11 protein-coding genes are annotated in these 20,984 nt (G+C 63.0%); 5 read left to right on the top strand and 6 right to left on the bottom strand.

Features of this window, described 5'->3' with window-relative positions; genetic code table 11:
* The 5 genes from RUH64_RS10805 to RUH64_RS10785 form a co-directional block, all read right to left on the bottom strand.
* On the bottom strand, nucleotides 1-2,367 hold the full coding sequence (locus RUH64_RS10805; protein WP_313813303.1) for a transglutaminaseTgpA domain-containing protein: 2,367 nt from the start codon (nucleotides 2,365-2,367) through the stop codon (nucleotides 1-3).
* The gene (locus RUH64_RS10800; protein WP_313813301.1) at nucleotides 2,364-3,698 is read right to left on the bottom strand and encodes a DUF58 domain-containing protein; all 1,335 of its coding nucleotides are present in this window, start codon (nucleotides 3,696-3,698) and stop codon (nucleotides 2,364-2,366) included. The genes RUH64_RS10805 and RUH64_RS10800 overlap by 4 nt, the downstream gene beginning before the upstream one ends.
* Nucleotides 3,695-4,684, bottom strand: coding sequence for a MoxR family ATPase (locus tag RUH64_RS10795; protein WP_313813299.1), 990 nt, complete (start codon nucleotides 4,682-4,684; stop codon nucleotides 3,695-3,697). The genes RUH64_RS10800 and RUH64_RS10795 overlap by 4 nt, the downstream gene beginning before the upstream one ends.
* 36 nt (nucleotides 4,685-4,720) lie before the next feature.
* Entirely contained in the window at nucleotides 4,721-11,062 is a 6,342-nt protein-coding gene (locus tag RUH64_RS10790; protein WP_313813297.1) for an Ig-like domain-containing protein, read from the bottom strand.
* Between the two features lie 172 nt (nucleotides 11,063-11,234).
* Nucleotides 11,235-11,684, bottom strand: coding sequence for a Rid family hydrolase (locus RUH64_RS10785; RefSeq protein WP_313813296.1), 450 nt, complete (start codon nucleotides 11,682-11,684; stop codon nucleotides 11,235-11,237).
* 179 nt (nucleotides 11,685-11,863) lie between these two features.
* Here RUH64_RS10785 and RUH64_RS10780 point away from each other — a divergent pair, with 179 nt between their 5' ends.
* Entirely contained in the window at nucleotides 11,864-13,531 is a 1,668-nt protein-coding gene (locus RUH64_RS10780; protein ID WP_313813294.1) for a DUF885 domain-containing protein, read from the top strand.
* Nucleotides 13,532-13,609: 78 nt separating this feature from the next.
* Here the strand turns inward: RUH64_RS10780 and RUH64_RS10775 are convergent, their stop codons facing one another.
* Nucleotides 13,610-13,999, bottom strand: coding sequence for a VOC family protein (locus RUH64_RS10775; RefSeq protein ID WP_313813293.1), 390 nt, complete (start codon nucleotides 13,997-13,999; stop codon nucleotides 13,610-13,612).
* A gap of 583 nt (nucleotides 14,000-14,582) precedes the next feature.
* Between RUH64_RS10775 and RUH64_RS10770 the strand changes: the two genes are divergently transcribed.
* From RUH64_RS10770 to RUH64_RS10755, 4 genes are all read left to right on the top strand, one after another.
* Nucleotides 14,583-15,956: a dicarboxylate/amino acid:cation symporter gene (locus RUH64_RS10770; protein WP_313813292.1), complete on the top strand. Its 1,374-nt coding sequence runs from the start codon at nucleotides 14,583-14,585 to the stop codon at nucleotides 15,954-15,956.
* A gap of 159 nt (nucleotides 15,957-16,115) precedes the next feature.
* Nucleotides 16,116-16,787, top strand: a complete 672-nt coding sequence (locus RUH64_RS10765) for a TetR family transcriptional regulator (protein WP_313813291.1) — start codon at nucleotides 16,116-16,118, stop codon at nucleotides 16,785-16,787.
* 2 nt (nucleotides 16,788-16,789) lie between these two features.
* Nucleotides 16,790-20,296: an MMPL family transporter gene (locus tag RUH64_RS10760; RefSeq protein ID WP_313813290.1), complete on the top strand. Its 3,507-nt coding sequence runs from the start codon at nucleotides 16,790-16,792 to the stop codon at nucleotides 20,294-20,296.
* Nucleotides 20,293-20,934 carry a nucleoside triphosphate pyrophosphatase gene (locus RUH64_RS10755; protein WP_313813288.1) on the top strand — a complete coding sequence of 214 codons (642 nt, stop codon included), beginning with the start codon at nucleotides 20,293-20,295 and terminating at the stop codon, nucleotides 20,932-20,934. The genes RUH64_RS10760 and RUH64_RS10755 overlap by 4 nt, the downstream gene beginning before the upstream one ends.
* Nucleotides 20,935-20,984 lie beyond the last annotated feature (50 nt).

Here is a 20,984-nt window from a genome sequence, read left to right as displayed (position 1 = left end):
CTAGTCTCCTGCCCGTTTGGTGTTCTTGGTCAGTTTGATGTTTGACATGAATTTCGGATTGCGGTTGATGGTACCCAACAGTTCATGCACTAGCGAACGCGGTGAATACTTGGCGCGCAGCTTCTGCCAAGTGCTCATCTTTTCACCCATTGCAGCGGACTGGCGGGTCACTTCTTCCCAGTAGTCCTTCACCGCGGCCTCGTCCGGGTACTGCGCGGAGAAGTTCGCCTCGTCGGCGGTGCGGGCCATGACATAGGCCTGCTCCCCCAACTGGGTGAACCCGGCGGCGAGCAGCGCGGCATTCTCCCTGCGGGTGGCGCCGACCTGGGTCACCACCCGGTGGTCCGTGGCGGCGCTGAGCAGCTCCTGCCACCCGCCGTCGATCCGGTCCGAGGTGCTGCCGGTAGTGGCGCGCTTTGTGCGGCGTCGATGCTTCAGCAGCGCGATGAGCATGAAGGGAAGCAGCAGCACGAAAATCGACCCGAGGGTGATGGCCACGATCAGGATGATCTTGCCGAACTGGGCAATGATGTTCTGCGGCTGTTCCTGCAGTGCCTGCGGTTCGGGGGCCGTCTGCGGAGGCAGGTCGGGCACCTTCTGCGCCGGCGGAGGCGGCTGCAGCACCTGCGGCTGCGGCACTGCCTTGGGTTCCTTCTCCGGCGGGGTGGGCTCGTCGTTCTTGGTAGGCGTCGGGTTGAACGGCACCCAGCCAAGACCCTCGTAGTTGATTTCCACCCAGGCGTGCACATCGCCGCCGGTGATCGCCACCGGCTGGGCGGGGTTGTACTTCTGCGGATAGAAGCCCATGACCACGCGGGCGGGGATCCCCTGCTCGCGGGCCATCAGCGCCATGGCGGCGGCGAACTGTTCGTCGTCGCCGATCATTTCCTTGGCGCTGAGCAGCGCGGTTATGCGTCCGGCGCCGTGGCCGGAGAGGGACTGCGGTTCGCCCTCAGAGCCATGGGAGAGGAAGCCGCCGGTAGACAGCGCGTTCTCCAGGCTGCGGATGCGGTTCAGGTCCCCCTCCGCGGCGCCGATGAAGTCGACAGCCTTGGTGCCAGCCACCGGCGGAACATTCGCCAGCTTCGGCATGCGCAGATCGCCCAGCTTGGCGTCGGAGAGCTGTTCGTCGCTCGGGCTGAGCGGGAACTGGACGTTCATCGTGTAGCTGTCGCCATTGCGCAGGCCCACGGAGCTGAGCATGGTTTCCGCCCCTGGGCTGTAGAACAACGAGCGGGACAGCTCGTCACTGCGCGCGCCGCCCAGGTCGATGGAATTGAGCTTTCCGCCGCCGGGGACCCAGGCGCCCTGGTAGTCGTCGATGGTGATCTCTAGCTTGCCGCTGGGGCGCTGGGAATCCGACTGCCCCGAACGGATCTCGGTGGAGTCGCCCACCGGCGAGTAGCTGCCGCTGGATTCCGGGTCCACGTTGAAGACCATGCCGTTGTAGGAGTCCAGTGCCGCGAGCCTGATGCGCTGGCCCTCGGGCAGGCCGCGCACGGTGAGCAGCGTGGTCTCCGACTTGTCCTTGACGTACCTGCGGAAGTCGGTCAGCGGGCTTGGGAAATCGTACAGGTCCACCGGCGGTTCAAGCACGTCGCGCAGCACCTGCCGCGGAGCGTCGGGGCTGAGCAGCGGGGCCGCCACGGCGGTCAGCCCGCCGGCGCCAAGCAGCACCGCGGTGCCCAGGGCCACGCGGCGCAGCAGCAGCTCGCGGTTGCCCTTGGCTTCCTCGCCGCTGCGTTCAAGCACATCCAGCCCCTGCTCGTCCTGATGGGCTAGGTGGCGGCGCCAGGCAAGCCAGCAGACGATCACGGCGACGAACACCACGCTGCGCGCAATGAGCAGCGGGACGTCGCGGGTGCCGAAGACGATGCCCACCACAAACAGGGCAAGCACCGGAATGACGGTGAAGTAGGGGCTGCGCAGCCGCCAGGCGGCAAGGCCTGCCAGCAGCGATGCCAGCAGGGTGGAGAGGAAGGCGACGATCAGCACGCCGCCGTAGGAACCCACTGGCGGGGCGACGGTGAGCATGTCCTTCCAGGAGAGCACGACGCCGGAGACCAGGATGCGCAGAGATTCAAGATTGGGAAGCAGCGAGAAGGTCGCCTCCCGCGGGGTGGCCAGGGGCGTGCCGAGCAGCAGGTAGACCAGCACGAAGGCGCCCACGGTCCGCCAGGTGTCCCAGCGGAAGTACACATTGGCCCAGGCCAGGCCCAGGCCGGCGATGACGCCGCCGAGTCCGGTCAGCACAAAGTTGATGCTGCCGCCGTAGGCGTCCCAGAGTCCGAACGCGCCCAGGGCCAGGGCGATGCCCAGCACCGCCGCGTCCACGCCGTAGCGCCACAAGGGTAGTTTCTTGCTCATGCCACCGCCCTGCGCAGCATCAGGCCCAGCTCGTCCAGCTGGCCCAGGGTCAGCACGTTCAGTTCGCCGATCCGCGCCTGGGCAGGCTGCAGGCCTACCCCGCAGCGGATCGCGATGGCACGCACGCCGAAGGGCACGTGCTTGGCTGCTTCGCGCAGCGCCCGCGCGGTGGTGCCGGCGCCGGTGACGAAGAACATCACCGAGACCCCGGGCACCGCGTCGACGGTGCCGCGCACCACGTCGATGAGGGTTTTGCGTATGGCGGCTCCCTGCAGCCGGGTCAGCCCGTCCATCATGTCTCGTCCGGTGCTGGTGCGCACCGGTCCTGCCTGGGTCATGATCTCCAGTTTCCGCTGGTCAAGCGCCGCCTGCAGGCCAATGGAGGCGGCGACGCTGACTGCCAGCTCAAAGTCTTCTTCGCCCTGCGCGCCAGAGTATTCGTCGAGGTTCGTGGACAGCGCCACCGCCAGGTGGGAGCGGCGGGTCTGTTCAAATTGGCGCACCATCAGCTCTCCGGTGCGTGCGGTGGACTTCCAGTGGATGTAGCGCCGGTCGTCGCCCGGCTCATAGTCGCGCAGCGCGTGGAAGGAGACGTCGGAGCTGGACAGCTCCTTGGTGGGCATGCCCTCCAGGTCGCGGATGAATCCTGCGGAGGTCGCGTCGAGGGTGGTGGTCTTGGGGTGCACGAACAGTTCGAAGGTGCCCGTCCACTTCACCTGGCGGCGCAGCAGCGCGAAGGGGTCCTGGCGCACCGAGCGCACCGGGCCCACCTGCAGCACCTGGCGGCGGTGGGTGGGGATGGTGAACAGGTCCTCGTAGTCCTTGCCGGCCCCCAGCTGCGGGATGCGGAACGCTGCGATGCCTGCGCCCACGGGCAGCTCCATGACCACCGCCCCGGAGGTCCGGTTCGCCTTGTTGGTGACCTTCAGGGCTCCCACTGCGCGCTGTCCCACGGCCACGCGGGTGCGGTTCAGGTCAAGATCCACCTGGTAGTCGTGGCTGCCGAGCACAAAGACGACGGCGATGAGCAACAGCAGGGTGGCCATGAAGGCGCCCATCAGTGCCTCCTGCCAGCCGAAGGAGGCGCCAAGGATCCACAGCAGCACTGCTGTGGCGGCAACGACTAAGCCCAGCGTGGACACCACGGCGCTCACCGGTGAGAGGTAGCGCCGGGCCAGGGCGCCGGCTGCGCGCAGCCACGGCTCGCAGACCTCGCGCAGCAGCGCGTAGGCCTCGCTGGCCAGGGACGCGGAGGCCTTGGCGGCGGTGGCTATGGATGCCGCTGGTTTTTTCGCTGCGCGCTTGGTTGACCGCCTGCCGCGTGGGCTCATACCCCGCTCGTCTCTGTGGTGCTGCCGCGGCGGGTCGGTGCGCCGGTGGCGCGCAGCACCGAGTCGATGACCTGTGCCGCGGTGGCCCCGCTGAATTCTGCCTCGGGGTCCAGCACCAGGCGGTGGGTGAAGACGTGCTCGGCCAGTTCCTTGACGTCATCGGGCAGTACATAGTTGCGGCCCTGGGAGGCGGCCCAGACCTTGGCCGCGCGCACCATGGCCAGGGCGCCGCGCACCGAGACGCCCAGGCGGGTCTCCGGTGCCTCGCGGGTTGCCTCGCACAGCGCCGCCACATAGTCCAGCACCGCGTCGTCCACGTGGACGCTGGCCGCCAGGTCTGCCATTTCCGCGATGGCCTCGGTGGTGATCACCGGGGAGAGCACGGTGGAGCGGTCGCGCAGGGCGCTGCCGCCCAGCAGCTGCACGGTGGCTTCGCGGTCCGGGTAGCCGATGGAGGTCTTGATCAGGAAACGGTCAAGCTGCGCCTCCGGCAGGCGGTAGGTGCCCGCCTGCTCGATGGGGTTCTGGGTGGCGATGACCATGAACGGGCGCGGCTGGGTATAGGTGGCGCCGTCCACGGTGACCTGGCCTTCTTCCATGACTTCCAGCAGCGCGGACTGGGTCTTGGGCGAGGCGCGGTTGATTTCATCAGCCAGCACCAGGTTGGCGAAGATCGGCCCGTGGTGGAACTCGAACTCCTGGGTGCGCTGGTCGTAGATGGTGATGCCCGTGACATCGGAGGGCAGCAGGTCGGGGGTGAACTGGATGCGCGAGTGGCTGCCCTTCACGGTGGCCGCCAGGGAGCGGGCGAGCATGGTCTTGCCGGTGCCGGGGGCGTCCTCCAGGAGCACGTGCCCCTCGGCCAGCAGCGCGGTGAGCACCAGTTCGATGGTCTGCGACTTGCCCAGCACCGACTTGCCGACGTTGGCGACCAGCTTGGCGAAGGTTTCCTGGTACCACTGCGCCTGCTCGGTACTCATGCTCATGTAATTCTGCTCCTCATTGTTCATTGTCTTGTTCTCCTACCAGCTCACGCGGTTTGATTCGGTGCCGTCCACGATGACCCATACCGGCATGGCATAGCCAGACTGGTTTTCACAGGTAGGTACCGAATGCCCATTGCCGTTGCCGTCAGTGGAAATCTTGCGACTGTAGACATCGGAGAAGGATCCGGCGTTCTGGTTGCGGCAGCGAATCTCGTAGCTCCTACCCGGCTCGAAGTTCTTGATCGTCACGTCGAACTGGTAGCAGTTCGTCGTGCCGCAGTACTTGGTGCTGTAGGGTCCACGCTTGAGGATCACCTCGCGGGCCGGTTTCGGCTTGGAGGTTTCGGTCTTGCTCCAACTCTTCTTCTGCCCCTCGCTGTCCGTCGCGGTGATGGTCAGCGTGCGCGAGGCCGAGTAGCCGATATTGTTCTGCGTTTGGCTTCCGTCGTTCTTGGTGCCCGAACCGTTGATATCCACCTTGCGGGTGATCTTGCGTCCATTGTCGGCGCCCGCATTCTTGTTCCAGGTGAAGGACACCGACTGGTCTCCCTTGCTGGAAGAAATATTCGCGTTGTCGCGCAGCGGGCCGTAGGGGCTGGTCGAATTGCTGACGGCGCTCGGCTCGGCGGGACCCGCGGCGTTCAACGCGCGCACGCGGAAGCTGTGCGCCGTGCCGTTGGCGCCGGCCTCAATCGCGGAGCCTGGCCCGCCGACGGAATTCCAGCCGCCGCCGTCCATTGAATACTGGTAACCGGTGATCGTTGAACCGTTGGCACCGGGCGCGGTGAAGTTCAACTGGATCATCCTGTTGGCTCCGGTGGCCTTCGCAGTGACAGCACCGACGGTCTTCGGTCGTCCGTAGGGGGTGACCGCCACCGAGTTGGCGCTGTACTCCGAGGCGCCCACACGGTTCACCGCGGCGACGCGGAAGGTGTAGGAGCCGGAGGTGCTCAGGCCGGTGACCGATTGGCTGGTCTTGTTCGCCGCGATGCCGCCGATGCTGCGCACCTCGGACCCGCCCTGGTAGACCTTGAGCACGTAGCTGGAGATCGCTGCGCCGTTGGCGCCGGGGGCCTTCCAGGCCACGTTGACCACGCCGCCGTCCACCGCCGAATCCTTGCGGATCGCGGTCGGGGCCGAAGGCTTGAACGGCTTGCCTGCGGGGGTGACCGCCGCCGAATAGGCGCTGAACACCGATGGCTTGGACGCCTTGTTCACTGCGCGCACGCGGGCCTGGTAGGCGGTGCCGTTCTTCAGGCCCTCCCAGGTGTAGGAGGTGCCGGTGATGCCGGTGACCTGGCTGACGCCGTTGGCCGGGGCCGGCGAAATTTCAAGCGTGTAGCTCTGGATCGCCGAGCCGCGGCTGACCGGGGCGGTCCAGTTGAACGTGGCCTTGGTGTCCCCGTCCTTGCCCACCGGTGCCGCCGGCTGCTCCGGCTCCACATCCGGGCGCGCCTCCGCGGAGGCCGGAGAGGCGGCGGATTCGCCGATCTCGTTGAATGCGGTCACCGTGAAGGTGTAGGTGGTGTCGTTCTTCAGCGAGGTGATGGTGCAGGTGGTGGTCTTGCATTCCTGGGCCACGCCGTTGCCCGAACGCACCATGTACTTGGTGATTTCCGAACCGTTGTTCGCCGGGGCGTCCCAGGCGAGCACCGCCTGGCTGTCGCCGGTTGACTGGATGCGCGGCAGTCCCGGGGCATCCGGGGCGCCCTTCACATTCAGCGTGACGGTGCCCGCCACGTTGCGGGCAGGATCCTTGGTCACGTCGCCGATCAGGTATTCGACGCTCATGGTGCCGACGAATCCTTCCTTGGGGGTGATCGCCACCTTGCCGTCGCGCACCTGCGCAGTGCCCGAGTTCTGATCCAGCGGGCGCACGCTGATGATGTTCAGCGGCCCCTGGTCGGCGTACGGGTTGTAGTCGTTCGCCAGCACGTCCACGACTTCGGTCTTGTTGTTGGCCGCCTGCGGCACGTTGTCCGCCACGGCGATGGGCAGCTCGCGGGTGGAACCGGTGACGGTGACATACATCTGCGCGTTCACCGCCGGGTTCACCCCGTCACTCACCGAGACACCCACGGTGCCGGAGGTGCCCTTGGGGGTTTCCGGCGGCGCGGTGAGTTCTAGCAGGTAACCGTCGACGAGCTTCGCGTCCACGCCCTGAACCTGGCTGGCTTCAAGGTTGAACTTGAGCTTTGCCACGTCCTCCTTGTTCTGGTCGTTGGCAGCCTGGCGCAGATCAAGGCGTGCTGGATCTCCGCCCTGGGCTACGTTCAGGGTGTTGGATTCGAGGGTCGGCGGGAAGTTCTCCGGGTCCGGGCGCTCCTCGGGAGTCTCGGTTTCCTCGGGCTGCTCTTCCTCAGGCTGTTCCGGCTCCTGCTCCTCCTCCGGCTTCTGGGACTCTTCCTTCTCTTCGGGCTTGTCGCTGGCCTCGTCCTGCTTCTTTTCCTTCTTCGGGGCCGCGTCTTCCTCGTCCTTCTTTTCCTTCTTCTTGCGCTGCTCCGGCGCGCCGTCGTCGTTCGCATTACGCGGCTGATTCTGCGGCTGCTGGTTGGTGGAAGGAGCCACGTTGATCGGGACGGTAAGCGTGGAGGTCAGGCCTTCCGGGTCATCCGGTCCGTCTCCGTCGGTGACCTCGAAGGTCACCGCTCCCATGCCGTCGAAGTCCGCCGGGGCGGTGAAGCGCAGCTCGGTGGCCGACTGTACCAGATTGCCGTCGGATACCGGCATGGAGCTGACCGAGTCTTCGGTGCTCAGGCGCGGGCTGTGGCCTTCGCGCACGAGCACCAGGTCCTTGAGGTCAAGATCCAGCGTTTCCCCGGCCTTGGCCTGCAGGTTCAGGTTGCTGCGCAGGATCGGGCGGGCGCCAGCCAGGCCCGGGACGTGGATGAACGCGGTGGAGTCCAGCCCGTCCTGGTCGGTGACGGTGTAGGCGATGACCTGCGGCTCATCGGTGGGGGTCACGATGATCCCGGATTCGGTGACGCGCGCGGTGTCCGGCGCGTCGGGCAGCGTCAGGGTCAGTTCGGAGCTGGCCCCGTCGGGGTCTTCGTCGTTGTACAGCACATCCACCGACACCTCGTCGTTGGACAGCACGTCCTCCAGGGTCACGCGGTCATCGCGGGCGATGGGCGCCAGCAGCGGCGCGTTGGGGTTGGAGACCACGGTGACGGTGCCGTTGCCGGTGCCGCCGCGGCCGTCGGAGATCGAGTAGCGCACCGAGGTGCTGCCCTGATCCGGCGGGCTGGTCAGCAGCACGCGCCCGTCCACCACCGAGACCTCGCCGCCGTCGCGGCTTTCAACGTCTGCCATCAACGCCACCGGGTCCCCGTCCGGGTCGGTGTCGTTGTTCAGCACGTCGATGGCCACCGGACGCTGGGGGCGCACGGTGATCATGTCGTTGACCGCCACGGGCGGGTTGTTGGACTGGGCCAGGGGCGCGATGCCGATCTTGGCGATGCCGGTGGCCCGGGCGCCCAGCCGGTCCTCCACCACGTAGGTGAACTGGTCGGTGCCGCTGGCCTGGTGGCTGGCGGTGTATTCGATGGTGTCGCCCTTGATGTTGGCGACGCCCTGGCGCGGGGCATCGCCCAGCTGGACCAGGGTCACCGAGTCGCCCTCCGGGTCAATGCCCTCCAGCGGCACCTGGACGGTGGCGGTGGAGCCGGCGAAGATGCGGCCGGTGACGGGTTCCGGATTCGGCGGGGAGTTCTTCTCCTGATCCGCCTCGTCCTTGACCGCCGGCTGCACGTTGAAGGTGACCTGCGCGCTGGCTTCCTGGCCGTCGGGTCCCAGGACCGTGTACACGGCGGAGACCTGGCGCGGCTTGCCCTTAAAGTCGCCCGCGCGGAAGCGGATCTCGTCGTCCGCCACGGAAATCAGCGAGCCTTCGCCCAGCTTGTCGGTTTCCTCCAGCTTGGGGCTCAGCTTCATGGCCGCCCCGTTGGGGTGCACGTCGTTCTCCAGCACCTTCACGGTGGTGACGTCGCCCTCGCGGACGTTGACGGTGTCGGGGTTTGCCTGCGGCGGGTCCATGCGCGGCGGCGCCGGGATGGGGATCACTCGGATCTCGCCGGTGGAAGATTCCTGGCCATTGGAGATGGTGTAGTTGATGGTGCTGGGGCTGGTCACGCCGCGCACGTCGCTGATGCGCACGAAGGAGTTGCGTTCGACGCTGACCGAGAACTGCTTGTCCGTGCCGTCGGTGGCGCCGGTGACCACCAGCACGCCGCCGGTGGCGTCCGTGTCATTGCCCAGCACGTCCACCAGCACGTTGCCGCCGGCCGGCAGCTGGGCGATATCGCGTACCGCTACCGGCTTGACGTCTTCCTTGGCAGGCTGGCGCACGTCCACGCGCACCAGTCCCGGGGCGCTGGCAGGGCCGTTGGTCGCCAGGTATTCGGTGTAGAAGGTGCCGGGGCGTTCGCCGGTGACGGTGACGCGGCCCGACTGGTTGTTGGCCTTGAGTTCCAGGCCCGTCACGTCATCGATTCCTGCAAGGCGCAGGCCGTCTCCGGATGGGTCAGCGTCGTTGTCCAGTGGTTCAAAGCTCATGGCCTCGCCCACCTGCGCCACCACGTGGTCGGTGGCGGTGACGGGTTTGACGGTGGAGTTCGAGCCGACCTCCACGAGGATGCGGCCTTTGGTGCTTTCGCGGCCGTCGGAGACCTGAATGGTCACTTCCTTCTGGCCCAGTTGCTTGCCGTCGTCCTGGAAGATCAGGGTGCCGTCGGGGCGCACGCGGATGGTGTCGTCCCCCTTGGAGGTGCCGCCCAGCAGCTGCAGGTCGTCGCCCTCCGGGTCGACCCAATCGGGCAGCAGGTTCTTGCTGACCGATTCGCCCTTCTGCACGCGCAGGGTGGTCACTCGCTTCTGTTCGGGGGCCTTGTTGCTTTCCTCGTCGACCACCTTCAGGTTCACCGTTGCGGTGTCCATGCCGCCGCGGCCGTCCTCGGTGATGTAGCTGAAGCTGGAGCTTCCCTTGGCGTCCTCGGGGACGGAGATCTGGAATCCGGTGCCGTCGTAAACGGGGCTGATCTCGCCCAGGCTCGGGCCGTCGCCCTCGATCTTGGCGGTGAGCAGGTCGCCGTCCGGGTCCACGTCGTTGAACAGCACCGGGATGACTGTGGTGCGTCCGGGGCGCACGTTGAAGGAGTCGTCCTTGGCGATCGGCTCCTGGTTTTCCTCGGTGCGATCGGGCAGTTCGATGGTGTCGGTGATTTCCTTGGTTTCTTCTTCCTCGGACTCCCCCTCACCGGCCGGTGGTTCCAGGTCTGCCCAGTTGGAGACGATTTCCATGCCCTCATTGGTCAGCCACACCTGGCCTGACTGCACGTCATTGAGCACCACCACGTCGCGGTTGACGCGGAAGACGAGCTCCGCCTGGGCCGCCATTTCCGGAACGCTGACCGATTGGTTCTGCAGCAGGTCGTCGCAGGAACGCAGGTACTCGCCGCTGGTCTGCCAGGCAGCATAGGTGCAGGTACCCACGCGGACCGGCTGGATCGGGGTGCCAGCGGTTTTCACCTGATCGTAGGCGACGTCCTTGCCCTTCAGCGCCGCCTTCACCAGGGTCTGCTCGGTGGCGATGGCGACATCCTCGGCTTCCGGACCGGGTGCCTGAATCCTCGCGTTGGGGCTCGACTCGACCTTGTTCGACGAGCCGTCGGAGGTGACCACGGTGCCCGTGGAAGGTTCAAAGACCACGGCGGTGTGGCCCACAGCGCTCAGCTGCGGGTCTTTCATCTTCTCCAGCCCGTCGACCTGCCGAGGCTCTGCCGCCACCGGATATCCGTCGTCGTCGAGGGTGAAGCTTTGAATGGTGTTGCCGGCGTAGTCCACGGCCCAGATGGTGTCATCGGCGCCGACTACCGCATCCACCTTGCCGGAGGCTTCCATCAGCGGTTCATTGCCGTCGGAGTCGAATTCTGAAATGTTCTCCAGTTTGGTTGCCTGAACCTTGCCGTTTTTGGCGTCGGTAACGGCAACGACGTTGGAGCCGAAGGAGAAGGTGGAATTGGCAGGGAGCTTGTTGTCACCGGCGAACTGCACCATGGCAGGGTCGATGGTGGTGACATTTTCCTGTTCGAGGTTGCGGACGAGAACGTTCTCTCCGCTTTGCTCCAAGTCGTAGTTCGCCATTGGTGTGACAACACCACCGTCTAGGGTTTGGGATTGGTAGTTAACGTGGCCGATTTTTCCTTCGGACTTGTTAACCACCCATACGCCGCCGTCGTTGAGGTCGACGTCGGCTGTTTCAAAACCTGGATAGAAGATCGCGCCAGTTACGGCGAGCGCTGCAACTACCGGGATAGCGGTTGCTTTGAAGCCCGTACTTTTCAGCAGTCCTGACAAGCCGGTACGCCCAGAGTTCCCCATGTGCAGTGTTCCTTGTGGTGTTGTTACTTTGCGAGCATGGATCGCCGTGCAAGCCAGTAATGACGCAGGAAATCCTTTACTATTCTACTTAAAGGACAAAATCATCTCCATGGAGAGTACTCCCCATCGAGCACCCCGGCTCTCATTAGTAGTTTTTAAAATCGGTTGAGCGTCATACTTCCACCAGGGCGTCGAGCGGAAAGTAGTGGACCCAGGGGGCGGTCCCGCCGTTGTGGGAAAGGTCCAACACCGCATCGATTTGCACCCCTGCATCCAGTGGAAGTGCTGCGACGGCGAGGGTGGTTCGCACCGGATAGGGCGCAGCGAAGCATGAACCGTAGACCCGGTTGATTGTTTCGAAATCTTCGTAGCTTCTCAGATAGATCGTCGTCTTCACCACGTGGGTGAAGTTCAAGTTCAGCTCCTCCTGCAGTGCTCCGAGATTTCCCATCATGGCTTCGCATTGCTGCTCCACGTCGTCGCTGACCAACTGCCCGTGCTTTCGGTCCTGACCGATGATGCCGGCGGTGAATCCGAGTTCCCCATGGCGGACAAAATGTGGAAAAGGTGCACTGGACGCAAAAAGCGTTTGGCTGAAGTGATAGTTCGTGGTGTTCTTCATGGTTTCTTACCTATACAAAAAGGACGGGCTTAAGGTGACACTTTAAGAAGGGAAAGCGATCTAGATCGCAGATCGTGACGGCACTGATCTCACCATCCGAACTCATGCGGTGACTTTGTCGGAATTAATAGACAAATACACTCTTCAACAAATCTTTCAGATCTATTAGTGTTAGCTACATGACATCTTCAACCGCACAGCGTGAGCCCTCGCGCATCGACGAGATTGCCGAAGCCTTCTTCTCGAAAACACTTGAGATTACTCCAGAATTCGGCGTTTCACTTGGAATTCCAGGTTATGAATCGGCCTATTCCGACTACTCCCCCGCGGGCACCGCGGTCCAGATTCAGGTGCTTCGCGAAACACTCGAACAGCTGGCGCAGGCTTCGCCAGTGGATGCAATCGACGAGGTGACCCTAGACGCCATGACCGAACGCCTCGGTCTCGACCTAGAAATCTTGCAGACCGGCCGCACCGAACTGAACAATATTGCCAGCCCTGCACAGGAGATCCGCGCGGTACTTGACCTGATGCCGCAGGAATCTGCTGAGGATTACGGTTTTATCTCCGCGCGTCTGGCGAATATTCCAGCGGCCATCGAGGGTTACATCGCTTCCCTGCGCGACTCCGCTTCCAACTCTCTGGTCGCGGCCCGCCGTCAGGTGGAGATCGTTGCTACCCAGTCCAAGGACTACGGCAAGGATGCCGGATTCTTCGACCAGCTGGCCCAAGCAGGTGCAGTCGTTGATGCATCCCTGGAGCCATCGTTGACCGCGGGAGCCGAGGTGGCAAAGAAGGCGTACCGAAAGCTTGCCGACTTCCTCCAGAACGAGTTACTGCCTCAGGCGCCGGAGGTCGATGCGGTAGGCCGCGAATACTACGCGCTGATGTCACGCCGGTTCCTTGGCGCTGCGGTTGATTTGGAAGAAACCTATGCTTGGGGCGTCGCCGAACTCGATGCGATCATCGCCGAGCAGGAGCGCACCGCGCAGCAGATCAAGCCGGGCGCGAGCATCGAAGAAGCGAAGCAGATCCTCAACGAGGACGCAGCGCGCAAGCTCGATGGAACCGATGCCCTCAAGGCATGGATGCAGGAGAAGGCCGACAAGGCCATCGCCGACCTGAGCGATGCCCACTTCGACATCCCGGCACCGATGGATCGCATCGAATGCATGATCGCACCGACCCAAGACGGCGGAATCTACTACACCGGCCCGTCCGAGGACTTCACCCGACCGGGCCGCATGTGGTGGTCGGTACCGCCGGGAGAGGAGCAGTTCACCACCTGGTCGGAACTGACCACCGTGTACCACGAAGGCGTTCCGGGACACCACCTGCAGGTGGCCACCGCGCAGCTTCAGGCAGACACGCTGAACAGCTGGCGCCGCATGGCCTGCTGGGTCTCGGGGCATGGCGAGGGCTGGGCCCTGTATTCCGAGCGGCTCATGCATTCACTGGGATACCTCGCAGATCCAGGCGACTACATGGGAATGCTCGACGCTCAGCGCATGCGTGCGGCGCGCGTCGTCTTCGACATCGGCGTCCATCTTTCCCTGCCGGTGCCCGAGCAGTGGGGCACCGGTACCTGGAACTCGGAGAACGGTTACGAGTTCCTGAAGAAGAATTTGGATATCTCCGAAGGCCAGCTGGACTTCGAGTACACCCGCTACCTTGGCTGGCCGGGTCAGGCACCTTCCTACAAGGTGGGTCAGCGCCTCTGGGAGCAGATTCGCGACACGTTGGAAGCCGAACAGGGTGATCAGTTCTCACTCAAGGACTTCCACACCAAGGCACTGCAACTGGGTTCAGTTGGTTTGGACACCCTGAAGCGAGCCTTGGTCAAGTAGCGCTCGTCGTCCAAATGCACCGGGGCGGGGTCGGAACACATCAGTGTTCCGACCCCGCCCCGGTTGCGTCAAAAAGTACTAACCCTTGTAGCTCGTAATTTGAATCAGGTTGCCGCACGTATCGTCAAAGGTTGCGATGTCCACAGTTCCCGCGTCCATCGGCTCCTGCGTAAATTTCACGCCCAGTCCCGACAAACGTTCAAATTCGGCCTGGACATCCTCCACCGCAAAGGAAGTCACCGGAATTCCGTCGGCAACCAATGCCGCCCGGTAGGGTCCGACCGCTGGGTGCGCCGATGGCTCCAGTAGGAGTTCGGTCCCGTTTTCATCCTCAGAAGACACCAGGGTCAGCCAGCGGTACTCCCCCACCGGAATGCTGTGCTTGACCTTGAACCCGAGAATTTCTGTGTAGAACTTCTCCGCCTTGTCTTGGTCATCCACGAAAACGCTGGTTACGTATATGCGCATTGGCCCATCCCTTTGTTCAGATGCTTTAGTGCCGCCGCGGCACCCTAATCCAAGAAAACTCTTTCATGCTCAAGACTATTGTCAAGCTCCCCCACTTAGGCGAAGCTTCCGTCTCAGCACGTGAGGAAACATCACGCTCCACACACGAACGGTGCGGCTACACAGGGCAGCCCCGTATTGCCGCTGGAGTTTCACTGCAGTCAGCAGACTGCCTGAGCTGACACGAGCCCGTCACGGAAAGAAAGGTTTCGAATCGGATATTGGCATACCAAACTTGCGCCACACCTATTTTGATCTCTGCGTCATTGCATGAAACCTGCGACTTCAGCGAGCGCCTAACAGGCCAGCAACGCGTGGATCACAACTGACCCCAATAGTCCAGAAGGAGCCAGCCCACCCCCTATTGGACCCTTCGTAACAACTCGGTCATAATGCGAAACCTTTAGAAACAATCCTTGATTTCCCGGCGAAAATTCCTTGTTGAAGGTTAAATCAAGTGTCACAATCCACAATTACGGCCGATATGTAACGTTGCGTAACATCAACTACATCACCTGAACATTGGTGCCCTACCGTAGAACGCATGTCTAACACCGCACCTTCATCCAAACTCCCTCGTTGGGTTACAAGCTTTGGTCCACAAATCATCGCTTCGCTGATTCTCGGCGTCATTCTTGGCCTCATCGCCAAGTACACCGGCAGCACCGCTGATGAACCGAACGCTTTGGGTGAAACCCTGTCGATCATCGGATCCAGCTATGTTTCGCTTCTGCGCGCAGCTGTTATTCCGCTGATCTTCTTCGCGGTAGTAGCGTCGATTGCCAACCTTTCCAAGGTCACCAACGCCGCCCGCTTGGCATGGCAGACCCTGTTGTGGTTCGCCATCACCGCCCTGATCTCGGTCACCATCGGCATTCTGCTCGGCCTGCTGTTCCAGCCGGGCGCCAATACCGGTCAAGAGCTTCCGCAGGACTACTCGGGACGCACCGGCGACTGGCTTGCATTCATCACCGGCTTGATCCCGGAAAACTTCTTGGGCTTGGCAGCCAACACCAAGATCGTCGAAGGCGCCGCAAGCACCTCGATGAGCTTCAACGTTCTGCAGATCCTCGTTATCGCCATCGCCGTTGGCGTTGCCGCGCTGAAGGTCGGCAAGGCTGCCGAACCGTTCCTTGTATTCTCGACTTCGGTTCTGGCCATCATCCAGAAGGTACTGTGGTGGATCATCCGCATCGCTCCGATCGGTACGGTTGGCCTGATCGGCAACGCCGTGGCAACCTACGGCTGGGACACCATCGGCGCCCTGGGCAAGTTCACCCTTGCTATCTACGTCGGTCTGGCACTGGTGCTATTCGCCCTGTACCCAACCCTGATTCGCCTGCACGGCCTGTCGATCAAGCAGTACTTCTCCGGCGTGTGGCCAGCAGTTGAGCTTGCCTTCGTTTCCCGCTCGTCGATCGGCACCCTGCCGCTGACCCAGCGCGTCACCGAACGCAACTTGGGCGTACCATCCGGCTACGCATCCTTCGCTGTTCCGCTGGGTGCCACTACCAAGATGGACGGCTGCGCCGCGATCTACCCGGCCATCTCCGCAATCTTTGTGGCACAGTTCTTCAACATCGACCTGTCCTTCACCGATTACCTGTTGATCGCCATGGTTTCGGTGCTCGGTTCCGCAGCGACCGCGGGCACCACGGGCGCCATCGTCATGCTGACCCTGACCCTGTCCACCCTGGGTCTACCACTGGCCGGCGTTGGTCTGCTGCTGGCAGTTGACCCGATCCTGGACATGGGCCGCACCGCGGTCAACGTTGCAGGCCAGGCCTTGATCCCAACCATCGTCGCAAAGCGCGAAGGCATCCTGGATCTGGACCTGTACAACGCACCACGCAACGGCAATCCCTTCGCTCAGGAGGAGACCGAGGAATCCAAGGATCTGGAAACCTCCAACGCCTAAGCATTGACGCTTCACAGCAGCCGGTGAACAGATTTTCTGTTCACCGGCTGCTTTGTTTAACCGTCGCGGCACGGACCAGATGTCCTCTCCTTTGGGCATCAAAACTGTGAAAAACCATAGATTTTGCACAGAGTGCAACTTTGCACGTAGTGTAAGTATGTGACAACTGAAAGTACGACAACTCGCCGCGAGAAAAACAAACAAGCTACCAGGGACGCAATCCTCAACGCTGTTTCGCAGCTGCTCCACGACTCAGACGGGGCGGCCCTGACAGCCACCCAGATTGCCGACGCCGCTGGTATTTCTCGACGCACGCTGTTCAACTATTTCCCCACCGTGGACGCCATCATTTCCTACCCGCTGCATCGGGTGCTGGAGACGATGGTCGACTCCATCAGCGAGCTAACCGATACGATGCCCCTGATGGATGCCATCGTGGTCGCGTTGGAATCCGACGAGGTCGCCGAACTGCTGGGAAGGGTGGCGGTCTTTGGCGCACTGCTGACCAAGGATTCACCCAGCGGATGCTATCCATCGAACATGGACGAGTGGCAAAAAGCCACCGCTGATGTCGTCAACAAACTTGCCCGACGCTCCCCCAACGCGGACAGCTTCGCCATCCGGGTCTTCACCCATGCGTTGCTCGGCGCAGGCCAAGCGGCATTCGACGAATGGATTGAACGCCTGCCCTCCTTGGGCGCCGTGTCCTATGACATTACGGATGCCCAAATTGCGGAGTTTCACACCCTGATCAACCAAGCCATGAGAACCCTTGATCAAGGGCTTTCTGCCTTGCCCATTTCCCCCTCGCAAAAATCCAAGGAAGACTGACCATGGCTTCAATGCTTTACCGCCTGGCGCGGTGGGCCCACCGGCACCACTACCGCATTATCGCGATGTGGCTGGCGGCGTTCATCTTTATCGGCATCTCGGCCAGCTTGTTCATGGGGCAGCTGTCCAACACCTTCACCATCCCCGGCACCGAAACCCAGCGCACCCTGGACCGTCTCAAGGAGGAGATTCCGGATCTTGCCGGTGGCTCGGGGTCGATCGTTTTCCATGAGAATTCGAACAAGCCGCTGAATGAGGCGCAGAAGCAGTCGATCAACGACTCTCTGGAACAGCTGAAGCTCAACCCAGCAGTGGTCAGCGCGATGAGCCCCTTCGATCTGCAGAAGCAGCTCGACGAGGCCCAGCCCGAACTGGACAAGGCCGAGCAGAAGCTCGTTGATGGTCAGGAAGAGATCAACGACGGCAAGAAGCAGATTGCCGATGGCAAGAAGCAGCTGGAAGACGGTAAGAAGGGCATTGCCGACGGCTGGGAAGAGTACAACAAGGGTCAGGACAAGATCACTGCCGGCGAACCGCAGATCGCTGTGGCCGAGCAGCAGCTTGCCAACGGCCGAAGCGAACTCGAAAGCTCCAAAGCCCAGCTGACCAGCGGGCAAGCCCAGTTGGACAAGGGCCAACAGAAGTATGACTCGGGTCTGAAGAAGTACAAGGCGGGATTGTCCCAGTATGAATCAGGACTGAGCCAGTTCAAGGCCGGCGAGAAAAAGCTGGACAATGCCCAGGCAAAGTTGGATGCCGGCGAAAAGCAATATGACGCGGGCATGGATAAGATCCTGCAGGGCAAGTCCCGTTCAACGGTTGAAAAGCAACTTGCCAACGGTGAGAAGGAAGCCACGGCCGGTCTGAATACCGCACAGGATGGATTGGCCGCGGCCAACGCTGGCATCAAGCAGGCGGATGCTGCGATTGCTGGGCTGAACACCAAAATTTCTCAGACCCAGCAGGCACTTGATCAGGCAACTGCCGAGGGCAACGAAGCAGATATTGCCAAGTACACCGCGGCCCTGGCTCAGCTCAATGCTGGCTTGGATACCGCGAAATCCGAACGCCAGAAGGCTGTTGCCGGAGCTTCGCAGGCGCAGGCCGGCATCAAGCAGGCCAACTCCGCCCTTGCACAGATTGATCAGGCTCAGGCGGGCCTGAAGCAGCTCGACGCCGCCAAGGCGAAGCTGGATGCAGGTCAGAAGGAAGTAGACCAGGGCAACAAGGAACTTGAAAAGAACCGCGCCAAACTGGTCAACGCCAAGGCTGACCTGACCGCCGCGAAGACCCAATTGGATTCCGGCAAGAAGGAGTTGGATTCCAACCGGGCCAAGCTCAACGACGGGTGGGCGCAGTGGCGCGCCGGCCAGGCGAAGCTCGATGCCGGCCAGAAGGAATTCGATGCCAAGAAGGCCGAGTTCGAGGCGGGCAAGGCACAGCTTGCCGAGGCCAAGAAGAAACTCGAATCGGGCGAGAAGACCATCAAGGACAGGACCGCCCAGCTGGAACAGGCCGAGAAGGACCTGGCCAAGGGTGAGAAGAAGCTTGATTCCGGTCGCGCGGAACTCGAATTTGCATCTCGTCAGGTCAATGCCAGCAACGGCATGCGCTTCATCTCCCAGGACGGCAGCACCGCGGTAGCCCAGGTCTCATTCAAGGGACAGACCGATGCGCTGACCAGTGAAGAACGCGAGATGATCACCGCCATCGCCGCCGGCCCTCAGGCCAACGGCGTCGAGGTGCTCTTCTCCAAGGAAATCCTGCAGGACATGTCCCAGGTCTTCGGCGCCTCCGAAATTATCGGTGTGGTCATCGCCGCGGTGGTGCTGCTGGTCATGCTCGGCACCTTTGTTGCCGCCGGGCTGCCCCTGCTGCTGGCGATCCTCGGCGTCGGCGCCGGCGTGGGCACCACCATGGCCTTCTCCTCGCTGATCTCCATGGCATCGATTACCCCGGCGCTGGCCCTCATGCTCGGCCTGGCAGTGGGCATCGACTACGCCCTATTCATCATCCACCGACATCGATCCCAGCTGCTGGGTGGCATGGAAGTGGGCGAATCCATTGCCCGCGCGGTGGGAACCAGCGGCAACGCTGTGGTCTTCGCCGGCCTGACCGTAATCATTGCACTGGCTGCTCTGGCGGTTCCGGGACTTCCGTTCCTGTCGATCCTCGGCTTCTCCGCCGCGTTCACCGTGCTGTGCTCGGTGCTGCTGAACATCACCCTGCTGCCGGCGCTGCTGTCCCTGGCCGGCACCCGACTGGTGTCCAAGCGCGCGTTCCGCAAGGCGGCAGAGCAGGCTGAACACCCGGTGATCAAGGAACCGATCTCCGCGCGCTGGGTCCGCATCATCACCAGGGTGGCGGTGCCGACGGTTCTGGTAGTGATCGCGCTGCTCGGTGCCATCGCCATGCCGGCGGCGCAGATGCGCACGGCCCTGCCGGACGGCAGCGCCGAACCGGCTGACTCCCAAGCCTTCCAGGCCTTCGAGCAGACCAGCGACAAGTTCGGCGCGGGCTACAACGGTCCGCTGCTGGTGCTCGCCGACCTGCCGGCCGGTCTCTCCCAGCGTGATGCGGATTCCATGGCGTTGGACGTCGCGGACACCCTGCGAGACTACAACGGCGTGGTGGCTGCCATTCCGGTGACCATGACCGATGACCGGACCCTGTCGGCCATCCAGGTGATCCCTACCGATGGTCCGTCCTCGGCGGCCACCGAGGAGCTGGTCCACGAGCTGCGCGATGACCGTGCGAAGATCCACGACGCCACCGGAGCTGAAATCTCGGTCACCGGCCAGGTGGCGGCACAGATTGACGTGTCCGAAAAGGTCACCGAGGCGCTGGTTCCATACCTGAGCATCGTGGTCGGCCTGTCGCTGATCCTGCTGCTGCTGGTCTTCCGCTCCATCGTGGTGCCGTTCCTTGCCACCGGCGGATTCCTGCTCTCGCTCATGGCCGCCTTCGGCGCCACCACCGCGGTGTACCAGTTCGGCTGGCTGGGCAATGTCTTCGACGTGAACGTGCCGGGTCCATTGCTCAGCTTCCTTCCGATCCTGCTCACCGGCATCCTCTTCGGTCTTGCCATGGACTATCAGGTCTTCCTGGTCTCCGCGATGCGTGAACGCTATGCACACGGCGAACCGGCACGGGATGCGGTCCGTTCGGGCTTCTCCATGGCGGCCCCGGTGGTCACCGCCGCGGCACTGATCATGATCTCGGTATTCACCGGCTTCGTGTTCTCGCACCTGGCGATGATCCGCCCGCTGGGCTTCGCCCTGGCCTTCGGCGTGCTCTTCGATGCCTTCGTGGTCCGCATGACGCTGATCCCGGCGCTCATGCACCTGCTCGGCGACAAGGCTTGGTACCTGCCGAAGTGGCTGGATAAGATCTTGCCTGATGTGGATGTCGAAGGCTCCAAGCTCAATGAGCTGCTGGAAGCCGAAGATTCCAAGGAAGATTTTGAAGATGGAAACGACGCAAGCACCAAGGAGAACGTCCCAGTATGAGCGATGAGTCAACTGCCGCCGCCCGCCTGCTGCTCGCCTCCGCCTCCTGGGGGCGCAAAAAGGTCCTGACCGACGCGGGCCTCGCCTTCGACACCCAGGTGTCAACGGTTGACGAGGACGCGGTGCTGCAGGCCGCCGTAGAACAGCTGGGCCCGCGGACCCCGGCGCAAACCGCCCTGCTGCTGGCCCAGGCCAAGGCGCAGGACGTGGCGGAGCAGGAGCATCCGGCGGGCACCGTGGTACTCGGCTGCGACTCGGTCTTCGAATTGGACGGCATCGCCTACGGCAAGCCGCACACCGAACAGGTGGCCCGCGAACGCTGGCGGCAGCTGAGCGGAGCCACCGGCGTGCTGCACTCGGGCCACTGGCTGATCGACACCGCCAACCCGCAGGCGGCGCAGGGCAAGATCTCTTCCACCACGGTCCGCTTCCATACGGTCTCGGAAGCTGAAATCGACGCCTACGTGGCCAGCGGCGAGCCGCTGCCCTGTGCCGGAGCCTTCACGATCGACGGGCTGGCTGCCGCCTTCATCGAGTCCATCGAGGGCAACTTCCAAAACGTTGTAGGTCTGGACGTTTCGGTGCTGCGCGGCCTGTTGGCAGAGGCCGGAATCCAGATCATCGACCTGTGGAGGTAGCACCGGTGCGGGGCTGAGCCCCGCACCTACCTCCATCAGGTAGAATTAAT

The organism is Glutamicibacter sp. (assembly GCF_032154645.1).
Taxonomy (GTDB): Bacteria; Actinomycetota; Actinomycetes; order Actinomycetales; family Micrococcaceae; genus Glutamicibacter.
This window is presented reverse-complemented; position numbering and strand designations above follow the sequence as displayed.